The sequence below is a fragment of the Geodermatophilus nigrescens genome (assembly GCF_900129495.1).
In the GTDB taxonomy this organism is placed as follows: domain Bacteria; phylum Actinomycetota; class Actinomycetes; order Mycobacteriales; family Geodermatophilaceae; genus Geodermatophilus; species Geodermatophilus nigrescens.
Map to the genome: position 1 here is coordinate 470,837 of NZ_FQVX01000001.1, position 13,132 is coordinate 483,968.

Below are 13,132 nucleotides of genomic sequence, written 5' to 3' on the forward strand. Positions count from 1 at the left end.
TGGGGCGGCACCCCGCCGCCTCGGGACCGACTGTCGGCGCGCGGTCTGGTGGCGCCCTGCGGGCCGCCTGTGAGGTGTCTGGACGCCGGTCAGCGCGGGAGGCCGGGGAGCACCCGGCCGCGGGCCACCAGCTCGGTGACGATCCAGACGGCGAGCACCTCGGCGGCCAGCAGCCCGACCAGCACCAGGAGCTGCGCGGCGCCGGCGGCCGTCGGGCTGCCGCCGCCGAGCAGGACGCCGACGTAGGCGCCGGGCAGCGTGACCAGCCCGACCGTTCGGGTCTGGTCCAGCGGCGGCACGAGCGCGGTGGCGGCCGAGGGGCGGCCGACCTCGAGGACGGCGTCGCGGGGGAGCAGCCCGAGGGCGAGCGCGGCCTCGACCTCGCCGCGGCGACCGGTCAGCTCGTCGCGCAGGCGCCGGCCGGCCAGCGACGTCGCCGTCATCGCCCCGCCGATGACGATGCCCGCGACCGGGATGACCGCCTCGCCGCGCAGCGGGACGGTGCCGCTGGCGAGGACCAGCGCCACGACGGGCGCCGCGCCGCCGGCCACCGCGAGCGCCGCCGTCGCCACCCGGCGGGCCGCCCCGGGCGCCCGCAGCGGCAGGCCGGTGACCCGCCCCGCCGCGGTGACCGACGCGACGGTGCCCATGACCAGCACGAACGCCGCCGACAGCCACAGCGAGCGGACGACGGCCAGCAGCACCGCCGACACCGCGGCCAGCTGCGCGGTGGCCCGCAGCGCCGCGACGGCGACCGGGCGCTCCTGCCCGAGCCCGGACAGCCGGCCCCCGGCCGCGGCCAGCGCGGTGAGCAGCGCCAGGACGACGGCCAGCGGCAGGCCGGGCTCGACGACGGAGGTCCCCACGTGCGGCGATCCTGCCGGGCGGCGTCCGGCGCGCCGCGACACGCCCGTGCACGGTGTGCGACCGGACGGTCGCGGGGTAGGAGGGGAGCCCGGCCGGTCCCCTGGGAGCGGCCGGGCTCGTCCTACCCGGCCTGCCCTCCTGGAGGCTGCTCGTGTCCGACCGCGGACTGCCCGCCCGCCTGCTCCTGGGGCTCGCCGCCCTCACCGCGACGGCGGTCGCCGTCGTCGGCGGGCTCGCCCTGCGACCGCCCGGGCTGCTGGCGGTGGGGCTGGCGGCGGTCGTCACCGCCTGCCTCGCCGGTGGCGTCGCGCGGGAGTCCGGCGCCGAGTCCGGCGCGCCCGCCGACGCCCGCACACCGCTGGAGGCGGCCTGGCGCACCGGCGTGGCCACGATCGGCGTCCTGCTGTTCCTCTCCGGCACCGCCGCGCTCGGCGGCCCGGTGCTCACCGTGCTGGCCGGCGCCGTGCTCGCCGTCGGCGGGCTCGGGCTGTGGCTGCTGCACGCCGGGCGCCCGCCGCGGCGCAACGCCGTCCCGGCGCCGCCGTCGTCCGGGGGTGCGGCGCCGGCCGCGGGGCCGCGCCCGGGGGGCGCGCGGCCGGCGGAGGCCCGCGCCACGGTGACGTTCTCCCCGCCGGTGGCGACGCTGTCGACCGCGGCGCTGGGGCGGGAGTGGCTGAGCACCTCGACGGCGCTGGGCGGCCGGCTGGAGGCCGGCACCCGGCAGTCGGTCGTGCGCCGCCGCGAGGAGGTCCTCGACGAGCTCGAGCGGCGCGACCCGGAGGGCTTCGCCCGGTGGCTGGCCGACGGCGCGCTGGGCAGCGACCCGGCGGGCTACCTGCGGGAGGGCCCGGCCGCCGGCACCGACGCCGCCGCCTGAGCCGCCGGCTCGAACACACTCCGGGGTCGACGTTCATCACGACCTCGCAGTCGCAGAAGCCGCCGTACTCCTCGAGTCCCTCGTGCAGGCGGTCGAGCGCGATGCCCTGCCGGGCCGCCCACTCGTCGGTGGCGCGGGTGGTCTGGTCGCAGCCGGACGCGGCGAGCAGCGCCTCGACGTGCCCGCGCAGCGCGTCGAGCTGCGTGCGGTCCAGCGGCAGGAGGGAGGTCCCGTCGTCGGTGGGTGCCACGTCGGGATCATCGGCAGCCCGGGCGCGGACTCGACCCGTCCGCCGCGGCCGCGCCCGCTGTGTCCCTATCCTCGTGGTGCCGGGGACGGAGTCCCCGGTCCCGCCGGCGTGGCGCAACTGGTAGCGCACCCGACTTGTAATCGGGCGGTTGGGGGTTCGAGTCCCCCCGTCGGCTCAGTCGAAGCTGCCGGCCCCGCCGACGCGGTAGGGGAAGCGGGCCTCCACCCGGGCGTCGCGGCGCCGCTCGGCGCGCTCCTCGCGGATCCGCGCCGCCGTGCCCGCGGGGTAGCCGGCCTTGGCCACCCGGTGCTCGGTCGTCTCCACGATGAACGCCATCGAGTACATGAGACCCACCAGCACGCCCCCGAGCGCCGCCGTCAGCCGGTAGACCAGCGGGACGGGTACGAACAGGCAGAGCGCGACCAGCGGCGAGAGCTGCACCAGCGAGCGCGCGACGTGCCGCCGCACCCAGCCCGGCCGGGTCGTGTCCGACAGCACCCAGGCGGACAGGTCGCGGGGCAGCCGGCCGCCGAGGGCGTAGCGGAGCCACTGCAGGGCCGTGGGGGACGCCGGGGCGGCGTCGTGCCGGATGGTGCGCACGCGACGACGGTAGGCCCGTCCGGCCGGTCGCGTGCCTCCGCAGCGTCACGCCCGGCGGCGGCGCGTGACCGACACGCGTCCCGGGCGTGGCCCGCGCCGCGCCGCCGTCCGGCCGGGCCGCCGCGGAGCAGACTGCGGCCCGGCCGGAGGGAGGAGACCCCGTGCGCATCGCCCACCTGCTCCACCGCAAGGGTCCCGACGTCGTCACCGTCGAGCCGGGCGCCGGCGTCCGGGAGGCGCTGGCGCTGATGGCCCACCACGGCGTCGGCGCGCTCGTCGTCTCGCCGGGGGAGGGCCGGGTCGCCGGCATCCTGTCCGAGCGCGACGTCGTCCGCGCGCTGCACGCCTCGGGTGACGCCGTCCTCGACGGGCCGGTGTCGGCGCTCATGACCGCCGAGGTGCACACCTGCCCGCCCGGCGCCTCGGTGCACGACCTGGCCCGCACGATGACCGACCGCCGCGTGCGGCACGTCCCCGTCGTCGAGGACGGCCGGCTGCTCGGCATCGTCTCGATCGGCGACGTCGTCAAGGCCCGCCTCGACGAGCTCGAGGAGGAGCGCGCCCACCTCGTCGACTACATCCAGGCGGGCTGACCCCCGGGCGTAGCGTGCCCGCCGTGGACGAGCGGCGGGCGGGCACCGCGGCGGGGCTGTCGGCCTACCTGCTGTGGGGCTGCTTCCCGCTGTACTTCCCGCTCCTCGAGCCCGCCGGCGGCCTGGAGATCGTCGCCCACCGGGTGGTCTGGTCGCTGGTCTTCGTCGCCCTGCTGCTGACGGCGCTGCGCCGCTGGCCGCTGGTGTGCGCCGCGGTCACCGACCCGCGGACGATGCTGGTGCTCGCCGGCGCCTCGGCGCTGATCGCCGCCAACTGGCTGGTGTTCGTCTACGGCGTCAACTCCGGCCACGTGGTCGAGACCTCGCTCGGCTACTTCGTCAACCCGCTGGTGAGCGTCCTGCTGGGCGTCGTCGTCTTCGCCGAGCGGCTGCGGCCGCTGCAGTGGACGGCGGTCGGGCTGGCGGGCGTCGCGGTCGTCGTCCTGACCGTCGACCACGGCCGCCCGCCGTGGATCGCGCTGACCCTCGCCGCCACGTTCGGCGCCTACGGGCTGCTCAAGAAGCTGGTCCGGGTGGAGGCCGCGCCGGGGTTGTTCGTGGAGACGGCGGTGGCGTTCGTGCCGGCGCTGGTTCTCCTCGGCGTCCTGCACGGCACCGGCCGGGGGACGGCGGGCAGCGAGGGCACCGGCCACCTGCTGCTGCTCGTGGCCTCGGGCATCGCGACGGCGGTGCCGCTGCTGCTGTTCGCCGCGGCGGCCCGGCGGATCCCCCTGTCGACGATCGGCCTGCTGCAGTACGTGACGCCGCTGATGCAGCTCGCGCTGGGCGTCTTCGTCTTCCACGAGCCCATGCCGCCGGCGCGGCTGGCCGGCTTCGCGATCGTCTGGGCGGCGCTGGCCGTGTTCACCGTCGACAGCCTCCGCGCCGCGCGTGCGGCGGGCCGCCGGGTCGCGGCCGAGCAGGTGCCGGCCGTCGCCTGACGCCGCGCGCGAGCACGCGCGGAACGTCGGTACCCGGGCCTACCGTCGTGGGTGACGGCTTCCCCCCGATCGAACGGACCCGACCATGACCCCCGACCCAGCCCCCGCGGTCTCCCCGCCGGGGGGCTCGGCGTCCGGTGAGGTCCCCGCGCAGCCCGCGGGCCTGACCCGGCGCGAGCACGAGATGCTGGCCTTCGAACGGCAGTGGTGGCGCCGCGCCGGCGCCAAGGAGACGGCGATCCGCGAGCAGTTCGGCGTCCCGCCGACGCGGTACTACCAGGTGCTCAACGCCCTGGTCGACCGGCCCGCGGCCCTCGCCGCCGACCCCATGCTGGTGCGCCGGTTGCGGCGTCTGCGCACCGCGCGGCGCGCGCGTCGTTCACCGTCCCTCCTGGGCAAGGGCTCTCCGGCCATCTAGATTTGGTCACCGTGGGCAGGCACGCGGCGTCAGGTGGTGACCAACCGGACCGGCCGTCAGCCCCGGTGGCCGGTGGGCGACGCCGCACCGACCAGCCCGCCGACCGCCCGGTGCCCGAGTTCGGGGCCGACACCCTGGCCCCTGGCTACGGGGACCTGAGCGACCACCCCACCACGCCCGGCCCGCTGCGCAGCCGCGCCGACCGGCGCCGCGACGCGCTGCTCGGCGACGAGACCGACCGGCGCCGCCTGACCGGCGGCCCGGGAGCGCCCGCGGCCGCCCCCGCCCGGCCGTCCGCCCGGCCGCCCCGCCCGGCAGCGCCCCCGCCGGCTCCCGCCCAGCCCGCCACCTCACAGGCGCCGGCGCAGGCCCCGCCGGCCCGCCCGCAGCCCGCCGCGCCCCCGGCCGGGCGCGGCCGCACGCCTGCCGCGCGGCCGTCGGTGCCGGTGAACGGGGCGACCCGCCAGGCGCCGGCCGCGCAGCCGCCCGCCGCGCCGGCGCCCCCGGCTCCGCAGGTGCCCGCCGTGCCGCCCACCGCGGTGCGGCTGCCGGCGCCGCCGCCGAAGCCCGAGGCGCAGGCCCCGGCGCGCCCGGCCGCCCCCGAGACCTCCGTGGCGCCGTTCCAGGCGGTCCCCAGCCCCGCCCCCGACGCCCCCGCGCCGGACCGGCCCGCCGACCGGCAGCGGCCGGAGCGACCCCCGGCCCAGGCCCCTGCGGTCCAGGCCCCTGCGGCCCGGACCCAGGCCCCGGCGGCCCCGGCCGGCGCGCCGGCCACCGCGGCCGCTCCCGCCGTGGCCCCCGGCCCGGGCGCCACGCCCTACCGCGACTGGACCCGGCCGAAGGGCGCCCCCGAGCCCGCCGCACCCCCCGCCCCGGCCACCACGGCGATCCCGGACCGGGAGCCCGCCCGCGCTCGCGCCGCCGCGCCGCTGACCGAGGCCATCCCGGACCGCGAGCCCGCCCGCGCCCGGGCCGCGGCGCCCCTGACCGAGGCCATCCCGGACCGCGAGCCGGCCCGCGCCCGCGCTGCGGCGCCCCTGACCGAGGCCATCCCGGACCGGCAGCCCGTCCGCACCCGCGAGGGACGCGACGACCGCGGCGACCGGGACGAGCGCCGGCCCGAGCGTCCCGAGACCGGCCCGGCCACCGGCGGCACCGGTGTCGTCGGCAACCGCGCCGCCATGCGCGCCGAGCGCCAGGCCCGGGAGGCCGAGCGCCAGGCGATGGAGGCCGAGCGCCGCAAGGCCGCCCGCCGCGCCGGCGTCTCGCGCGCCGCCCTGCGCGCCGCCGAGGGGGAGGACGCCCCGCCGCGGGGGCGCCGCACGGGGCTCCTGTTGCTCGCCGTCGTGGTGGTCGCGCTCGTCGTGCTCGGCGTCTACAGCTTCACCTCCCCGGCGGCGCAGGAGGCCGGCTCCACCGCCCCGCCGGCCACCAGCAGCGCGCCCGCACCCACCGCGCCGCCCAGCGGGGCGCTGCCGCCCCTGTCGGTCGAGCCGCTGCCGCCGGTCGAGCCGGCGCCCAGCGGCGACGTGCGCGTCCCGGTCACCGTGCTGAACGCCACGTCCACCAGCGGCCTGGCCGCCGACGTCGCCGCGCAGCTGGGCACGCGGGGCTGGACGTCGGCCGGCGTCGGCTCCTACGACGGCCCCGACGTCGCGGTCACCACGGTGTTCTTCACCGCGGGCGACGAGACTCAGCGGCAGTCGGCGCTGCAGCTCATGGACGCCTTCCCGGCGGTGCAGAGCGGGCCCGCCGACCGGTTCTTCGAGGTCCCCGGCGTGGCCGACCCGGGCCTGGTCGTCGTCGTCACCGGCGAGTGGCAGTCCTGACCGTCGCCTGCGATCCACCGCACGGCCGCCGCCGGAACCCGGGCGCGACACCGTCCGTTGGCCGCTCCGTGCGTTCCGCCCGCGCGGCCCTCGGTGCCGTGCTCGCCCTGCTGGTCACCGGCACGGTCCTCGTCTCGCTCCCCGGCACCGCGGCGGCCGCCGAGGACGTCCGCACGGAGGACGCCCGCGTCCCCTCCGGTTCCGGCGCGGACGCCGTCGAGCTCGACACCACGCTGTACCTGCCGGCCTCGGCCACGGCGGACGCCCCGGCGCCGGCCGTCGTCCTGGCGCACGGCTTCGGCGGCAGCAAGCGGTCGGTGGCCGACGACGCGCAGGACCTCGCCGGCCGCGGCTTCGTCGTCCTGACGTACTCGGCGCGCGGGTTCGGCGAGAGCACCGGCCAGATCGGCCTCGACGACCCGCGCTACGAGGTCGCCGACCTCTCCACGCTGCTCGACCTGCTCGCCGAGCGCGACGACGTCCTCCTCGACGGCGACGGCGACCCGCGGGTCGGCGTGGCCGGCGCCTCCTACGGCGGGGCGCTGTCGCTGCTCGGCGCCGCCTACGACGACCGGGTCGACGCCATCGCGCCGCAGATCACCTGGAACTCGCTGACCGCCGCGCTCTTCCCGTCCCAGACCGGCGGGGCCGACGGCGCGCAGCCGCCCACGACGCCCGCCGCCACGCCGCAGACCGAGGGCACCGGCGTCTACAAGCGCCTGTGGGCCGGGCTGTTCTTCGGCGTCGGCTCGGTCCCCACCGGCGGGCTGCTCGACGCGCTCGGCGGGGGAGCGGGCGACGCCGGCGACGACGAGGGCACCACCGAGGACACCACCGCCGACACCGGCGGCGCGGCCCCCGCGTCCGCCCCGTCCCTGCCGCAGCTGCCCGACCTGGCCGGCGTCGACCCCGCGGCGGTGGAGCAGGCACTGACCTGCGGCCGGTTCCGCGCCGACATCTGCGCCGCCTACCAGGACTCCGCCGCCACCGGCACCCTCACGCCCGAGGTGGCCGCGGTCCTCGACCGCAGCAGCCCGGCCGCCGTCCTCGACCGGATCACCGCGCCGACGCTGCTCGTGCAGGGCACCGAGGACTCGCTGTTCGGCCTCGGCCAGGCCGACGCCAACGCCCGCGGGATCGCTGCCAACGGCACCGAGGTGAAGGTCGTCTGGTACGCCGGGGGCCACGACTCGCAGGCCTCCGAGCGCGAGACCGCCGAGCTGCGCGACCTGGTCGCCGGCTGGTTCTCCTGGCACCTGCGTGACGGGGACGACCCGGCCCGCGGCGAGGACCCCGGCACCGGCTTCCAGTACCCCGCCCCGACCGGCCTGGGCAGCACGCTCGGCAGCGTCCAGGGCGGCACCCCGAGCGTCGTCGCCGACGCCTACCCGGGCCTCGACGGCGCCGCGTCGACCGAGCGCACCGACCTGGCCCTCGACGGCCCGCTGCAGCCGGTGGTCACCCCGGCCGGCGGGACGCCCGCGGCGATCACCATGGTCCCCGGCCTCGGGTCGATCGCCTCCGCGCTGGCCGGCACCGCCGTCGAGATCCCCGGCCAGTTCGCCGCGTTCTCCACCGAGCCGCTCGACGAGGCCGTCGAGGTGGTCGGCGCCCCCACCGTGGACCTCGCCGTCGCCTCGCCCAGCGGCACCGCGACGCTGTTCGCCAAGCTCTACGACGTCGGCCCCGACGGCGCGCAGACCCTGCCCGGCGGGCTGGTGGCGCCGCTGTCGCTGACCGGGCTGTCGGCCGACCCGACGGCGCCGACCGAGGTCACCGTCACGCTGCCGGGCATCGTGCACCGCTTCGAGGCCGGCCACACGATGCGCGTCGTCGTCTCCTCCACCGACCAGGCGTTCGCCCTCCCGGCCGAGGCAGGCGTCTACTCCGTCGCGCTGGCCGGCGCGGGCAACGGGGGCAGCGCGCTCGCCGTCCCGACGGTCGAGGGGCAGGCGCAGGCCGACGGCGGCACCTCGCGCTGGTGGCTGCTGCTCGGCGCCGTCGTCCTCCTCGGCCTGCTCGGCTGGGCCGCGGCGGTCCTGTGGGGCCGCCGCCGTCGACGGGTCACCTCCGTCGTCGAGCCCGACGGCGAGGACGTGCCGCTGCGCTTCGAGGGCGTGACCAAGGCCTACAAGGACGGCTTCGTGGCGGTGAAGGACCTCTCCTTCGAGGTCCGCCGCGGCCAGGTGCTCGGCCTGCTCGGGCCCAACGGCGCGGGCAAGACGACGTCGCTGCGGATGCTCATGGGCCTGATCCGCCCGAACGCCGGCCGGATCAGCGTCTTCGGCCACGCCGCCGGCCCCGGGGCGCCGGTGCTGTCGCGGCTGGGCTCCTTCGTCGAGGGCACCGGCCTCATGCCGCACCTCTCGGGCCGCGACAACCTCACCCTCTACTGGGCCGCCACCGGCCGGCCGGCGGAGGACGCGCACATGGAGGAGGCGATCGAGGTCGCCGGCCTCGGCGCCGCCATCGACCGCCCGGTGCGCCGCTACAGCCAGGGCATGCGCCAGCGGGTGGCCATCGCCCAGGCGATGCTCGGCCTGCCCGACCTGCTGGTGCTCGACGAGCCGACCAACGGCCTGGACCCGCCGCAGATCCACGCGATGCGCGAGGTGCTGCAGTCCTACGCCGCCACCGGCCGCACGGTCATCGTGTCCAGCCACCTGCTCAGCGAGATCGAGCAGACCTGCACCCACGTGGTGGTCATGGCCCGGGGCCAGAAGATCGCGCAGGGGACGGTCGAGGAGATCGTCGGCACCGGGGGTGCGGTGCTCGTCGGGCTCGCCGACGACTCCGACGCCGACCGCGCGTCCGCCGTCCTGTCCGGGCTGCCCGGGGTCACCGTCGAGCGCACCGACGAGGGCCTGGTCGCCGACCTCGGCGCGCAGACCTCGCGGGCGCAGGCGCTGCAGGCGCTCGTGGCCGCCGACGTCGCCGTCGACCAGTTCACGCCGCGCCGCCGCCTGGAGGACGCGTTCCTGGCCCTGGTGGGGGAGAGCTGATGACCGCGACGGAGCACGTCCAGCCCACCGGGGCGGTCGCCGGCTACCGGCCCGGCCGCACGCTGCGGCTGTCGGTGGAGCTGCGCCGGCAGTTCAAGCGGCGGCGCACCATCGGCGTCTTCGCGCTCATGGTCGCCCTCCCGCTGGTGCTCATCGCCGCGCTCCAACTCGGCGCCAGCGAGGAGGCCTCGGAGAACACCCGGATCAACCTCGTCGACGTCGCCACCTCCAGCGGGCTGAACTTCACGCTGTTCGTGCTGTTCGCGACGACGTCGTTCTTCCTCGTGGTGGTCTACGCGCTGTTCTTCGGCGACACCGTGGCCAGCGAGGCGCAGTGGGGGTCGCTGCGGTACACGCTGGCCACCCCGGTCCCGCGGGCGCGGCTGCTCCGGCAGAAGTGGGTCGCCGCGCTGGTGCTCTCGGTGGCGGCGCTGCTCACGCTCGCGGTGGTCGCCGTCGTGGCCGGCGGGATCGCGTTCGGCTTCGACGACATCCGGACGCCGATCGGGGTGACCCTGTCGCAGGGCGAGGGCCTGCTCCGGCTGGCCGGGATGCTCGGCTACCTCGCCGTCCACCTGCTCGTCGTCGGGGCGCTCGCGTTCTGGCTGTCCACGGTCACCGACGCGCCGCTGGCCGCCGTCGGCGGGGCGGTCTTCACGATGGTCGTGTTCGCGATCCTCGACCAGGTCGAGCAGCTCGGCGCCATCCGCGACTGGTTCCCCACGGCGGAGGAGTTCGCCTGGACCGACCTGCTGCAGACGCCGGTCGACTCCTCCGACCTCTTCCGCGGCGTCATCCAGTCGCTGGTCTACGCCGCGGTCTTCACCGCGCTGGCGTTCCGCTCCTTCTCCCGCCGCGACGTCACGTCGTAACCGTCGCCCTACCGGGCGACACCGCGGCCAGGTGCCGTCCCCCGGCGCCGTGGAGCCCTTCCGTCGCGCCTGCGCGGACCCCTCCGGGGCCCACTCGGCGCGACCCGCTCACAGGCTCGCTCTCACCGCCTGGGCCCAGCCGACGCCCATCGCCTCGTCGGTGACCGACACGTTCGGGACGGCGGCCAGCAGCCCGGCCATGCCGTCGACCTCGGCGCCGTTCGCGGTGATCCACAGCCGGCCGACGGCCGGCGCCATCTCCAGGTCGCTGGCGCTGTCGCCGATCGCGACGGCGTCGGCGGGGTCGACGCCGCGCCGCTCGAGGTCCCAGGCGATCGCCTCGCCCTTGGAGATGCCGCGCGGCATCAGGTGGTAGACCCGGGCCAGCTGCCCCTCGGGCGCGAGGTCGAGCTTCGCCGTCGCCGGGATGGCGCCGTTGTCCTTGAGCGTCAGCCAGCCCAGGCCCCGCTCGGCGAGCCAGGCGTCGACGACGACCGGGTCGACGTAGCCGCGCAGCAGCGCGTCGCCCTCGTGCGTCGTGTGCCAGGGCGCGTGCCACTCCAGCCGTCCCGGGTGGGCGGCGCACAGCGCGTCGACGACGCCGAGCTCGGCCATCACGTCCATCGGCGTGCGCCCGGCGTACTCCGCGGGCAGCGCGCCGGTGAGCTGGTGGCGCGACCGGCCGCCCTTCCACGTGACGAGCGAGCCCAGCTCGGCGATCGCGCCGTCGGCGGCGAAGATCCGCCCGGCCTCGGTGACCTGGTCGGCGGTGCGCCCGCTGACGATCACCAGCGCGACCCCGGCGGTGTGCAGCTCGAGGAGCGCGGCCGCGGGCTCGGCGGTGGGGGAGCCGTCGGAGGCGTGCCAGAACGACCCCCGGGGGCCGACCATCGTGCCGTCGAGGTCGGTGTAGACGATGCGCGCAGCCACACGCCCAGCATGGCCGGGACCGGGACCGTCGCCGGACCCCGGGTAGACTCGGGGCGTTCCACTCATCCAGAGGGGCAGAGGGACACGGCCCGACGAAGCCCCGGCAACCGCGCTCGCGCGAGCGGCGAGAGGTGCCAATTCCGTCCCGCGCGGCTCGACGGCCCGACGCGGGGAAGATGAGGAGGTAGTCGTCGCATGACCCTGACCGCTCCCGGTTCTCTCCAGGCCGACTCCGCTGCCGGCGGCCCCGTGCCGCCCAGCCCCGCCCGCGGCCTCGTCTGTCGCAACTGCGGCGCCACCTTCGGCCTGATCGCCGAGCACGCGTGCGCGGAGTGCTTCGGCCCGCTGGAGGTCGACTACGACGCCGAGCTGATGGCCGCCGTCACCCGCGAGCAGATCGAGGCCGGCCCGCAGAACATCTGGCGCTACGCCGCCCTGCTGCCCGTGGGCCAGGACCCGGCCGACCGCGTCTCGCTCGACCCGGGCATGACGCCGCTGGTCCGCGCCGACCGGCTCGCCGCGGAGCTCGGCATCACCGGCGGCCTGTGGGTCAAGGACGACTCGGCCAACCCCACGCACTCGTTCAAGGACCGCGTGGTCAGCCTCGCCGCCACCGCGGCCAAGGGGCTCGGCTACCGCAAGATCGCCGCCGCCTCGACCGGCAACCTGGCGAACTCCGTGGCCGCCCACGCCGCCCGCGTCGGCCTGCCCTCCTACGTCTTCATCCCGTCCGACCTCGAGCCCGGCAAGGTCGTGCAGTCGGCGGTCTACGGGCAGACGCTGGTCGCCGTCGACGGCTCGTACGACGACGTCAACCGGCTCACCAGCGAGCTCGCCGAGACCGACGAGTTCGAGGACACCGCCTTCGTCAACCAGAACGTGCGGCCCTACTACGCCGAGGGCTCGAAGACGATGGGCTACGAGATCGCCGAGCAGCTCGGCTGGCGCATCCCGGCCCAGGTCGTCATCCCGATGGCGTCGGGCTCGCTGCTCACCAAGGTCGACAAGGCCTGGCGGGAGCTGGTCAAGGCCGGGATCGTCGCCGACACCGAGTGGCGCGTGTTCGGCGCCCAGTCGGCCGGCTGCGACCCGATCGCCACCGCCTTCGACAACGGCTGGGACGTCGTCAAGCCGGTCAAGCCCACCGGCATCGCGAAGTCGCTGAACATCGGCAACCCCGCCGACGGCCCGTACGCGCTCGACGCCATCCGCCGCACCGGCGGGTCGGTCGGCCGGGTGGGCGACGAGCAGATCGTCGAGGGCATCCGCGACCTCGCCCGCACCACCGGCGTCTTCGCCGAGACCGCCGGCGGCGTCACCGTCGCGGTGCTCCGGCAGCTGGTCGAGGACGGCCGGCTCGACCCCACGCAGGAGACCGTCGTCCTCAACACCGGGGAGGGCCTCAAGACCCTCGACCCGCTGCTGCCGGTGGTCGGGTTCACCCACCGGGTGGAGCCCTCGCTGCGGTCGGTCCGGTCGGCGGGCCTCATCTCCTGAGGCGTAGAGTCCTCGTCAGCGCCGATCCGGTCGGGTGACATCCCCGACCCGATCGTGGCCGAGTCGTGTGGGGAGGATCTCCCCGCGTCGGCCTCCTTGTTGTACCGTCTCGCGCGGTCAGTTCCACGCACGTGATCACGGGCGGAAGAGCTGGATCCCGGCCCCCGGATCACGGGGGTCGTCCGCACGCACGACCGTGGGAGCGCACGTGGCACAGGGCACCGTGAAGTGGTTCAACGCCGAGAAGGGCTTCGGCTTCATCGCCGTCGACGGCGGCCAGGACGTCTTCGTCCACTACTCGGCCATCCAGATGGACGGCTACAAGAGCCTCGACGAGGGCCAGCGCGTGTCCTTCGAGGTCGTCCAGGGCGAGAAGGGCCCGCAGGCCGACGCCGTCCGCGCCGTCTGACCCTGCGCCCGTCCCGAGGCCCGGTCCCCCGCGGGGGCCGGGCCTCG

General features: G+C 77.1%; 12 protein-coding genes, 1 tRNA gene, 1 pseudogene and 1 riboswitch. Of the genes and pseudogenes, 10 read left to right on the plus strand and 4 right to left on the minus strand.

Annotated elements, in window-relative coordinates; translation table 11 throughout:
• Positions 1–89 precede the first annotated feature (89 nt).
• Positions 90–866, minus strand: a complete 777-nt coding sequence (locus BUE37_RS02275) for an ABC transporter permease (RefSeq protein WP_073418397.1) — start codon at positions 864–866, stop codon at positions 90–92.
• Positions 867–1,018: 152 nt separating this feature from the next.
• Here BUE37_RS02275 and BUE37_RS24270 point away from each other — a divergent pair, with 152 nt between their 5' ends.
• The gene (locus BUE37_RS24270) at positions 1,019–1,744 is read left to right on the plus strand and encodes a hypothetical protein (RefSeq protein WP_073418399.1); all 726 of its coding nucleotides are present in this window, start codon (positions 1,019–1,021) and stop codon (positions 1,742–1,744) included.
• Between the two features lie 43 nt (positions 1,745–1,787).
• Here BUE37_RS24270 and BUE37_RS24935 read toward each other — a convergent pair.
• Positions 1,788–2,123, minus strand: a pseudogene (locus BUE37_RS24935) (DUF2695 domain-containing protein); the annotation flags it as partial.
• Here BUE37_RS24935 and BUE37_RS02290 point away from each other — a divergent pair.
• A tRNA-Thr gene (locus tag BUE37_RS02290) sits at positions 2,097–2,169 on the plus strand. The pseudogene BUE37_RS24935 and the gene BUE37_RS02290 sit on opposite strands and share 27 nt — an antisense overlap.
• Here BUE37_RS02290 and BUE37_RS02295 read toward each other — a convergent pair.
• On the minus strand, positions 2,169–2,594 hold the full coding sequence (locus BUE37_RS02295; RefSeq protein ID WP_083628197.1) for a DUF5313 family protein: 426 nt from the start codon (positions 2,592–2,594) through the stop codon (positions 2,169–2,171). The genes BUE37_RS02290 and BUE37_RS02295 overlap by 1 nt on opposite strands.
• 161 nt (positions 2,595–2,755) lie before the next feature.
• On the opposite strand from BUE37_RS02295, the gene BUE37_RS02300 reads away from it, so the two are divergent.
• The 6 genes from BUE37_RS02300 to BUE37_RS02325 all read left to right on the plus strand — a co-directional run bounded on the left by BUE37_RS02300 (position 2,756) and on the right by BUE37_RS02325 (position 10,249).
• Complete coding sequence (locus BUE37_RS02300) at positions 2,756–3,187, plus strand: CBS domain-containing protein (RefSeq protein WP_073418401.1); 432 nt, start codon at positions 2,756–2,758, stop codon at positions 3,185–3,187.
• Positions 3,188–3,210: 23 nt separating this feature from the next.
• A complete protein-coding gene (rarD, locus tag BUE37_RS02305) occupies positions 3,211–4,128 on the plus strand; it encodes an EamA family transporter RarD (protein WP_073419483.1) in 918 nt (305 codons plus the stop codon).
• Positions 4,129–4,213: 85 nt separating this feature from the next.
• A complete protein-coding gene (locus BUE37_RS02310) occupies positions 4,214–4,546 on the plus strand; it encodes a DUF3263 domain-containing protein (RefSeq protein ID WP_073418403.1) in 333 nt (110 codons plus the stop codon).
• Positions 4,547–4,656: 110 nt separating this feature from the next.
• Entirely contained in the window at positions 4,657–6,375 is a 1,719-nt protein-coding gene (locus tag BUE37_RS02315; RefSeq protein ID WP_139252793.1) for a LytR C-terminal domain-containing protein, read from the plus strand.
• Positions 6,376–6,443: 68 nt separating this feature from the next.
• On the plus strand, positions 6,444–9,377 hold the full coding sequence (locus BUE37_RS02320) for an alpha/beta fold hydrolase (RefSeq protein ID WP_083628199.1): 2,934 nt from the start codon (positions 6,444–6,446) through the stop codon (positions 9,375–9,377).
• Positions 9,377–10,249: an ABC transporter permease gene (locus tag BUE37_RS02325; RefSeq protein WP_073418407.1), complete on the plus strand. Its 873-nt coding sequence runs from the start codon at positions 9,377–9,379 to the stop codon at positions 10,247–10,249. The genes BUE37_RS02320 and BUE37_RS02325 overlap by 1 nt, the downstream gene beginning before the upstream one ends.
• Before the next feature lie 108 nt (positions 10,250–10,357).
• Here the strand turns inward: BUE37_RS02325 and BUE37_RS02330 are convergent, their stop codons facing one another.
• Positions 10,358–11,179 carry an HAD family hydrolase gene (locus BUE37_RS02330; protein WP_073418409.1) on the minus strand — a complete coding sequence of 274 codons (822 nt, stop codon included), beginning with the start codon at positions 11,177–11,179 and terminating at the stop codon, positions 10,358–10,360.
• A 59-nt stretch (positions 11,180–11,238) separates the two neighbouring features.
• A riboswitch (SAM riboswitch) is annotated at positions 11,239–11,362 on the plus strand.
• Between the two features lie 12 nt (positions 11,363–11,374).
• Between BUE37_RS02330 and thrC the strand changes: the two genes are divergently transcribed.
• Positions 11,375–12,676, plus strand: coding sequence for a threonine synthase (thrC, locus tag BUE37_RS02335; RefSeq protein WP_073418411.1), 1,302 nt, complete (start codon positions 11,375–11,377; stop codon positions 12,674–12,676).
• A 208-nt stretch (positions 12,677–12,884) separates the two neighbouring features.
• Positions 12,885–13,085: a cold-shock protein gene (locus BUE37_RS02340; protein ID WP_073418412.1), complete on the plus strand. Its 201-nt coding sequence runs from the start codon at positions 12,885–12,887 to the stop codon at positions 13,083–13,085.
• The last annotated feature ends 47 nt before the right edge of the window (positions 13,086–13,132 follow it).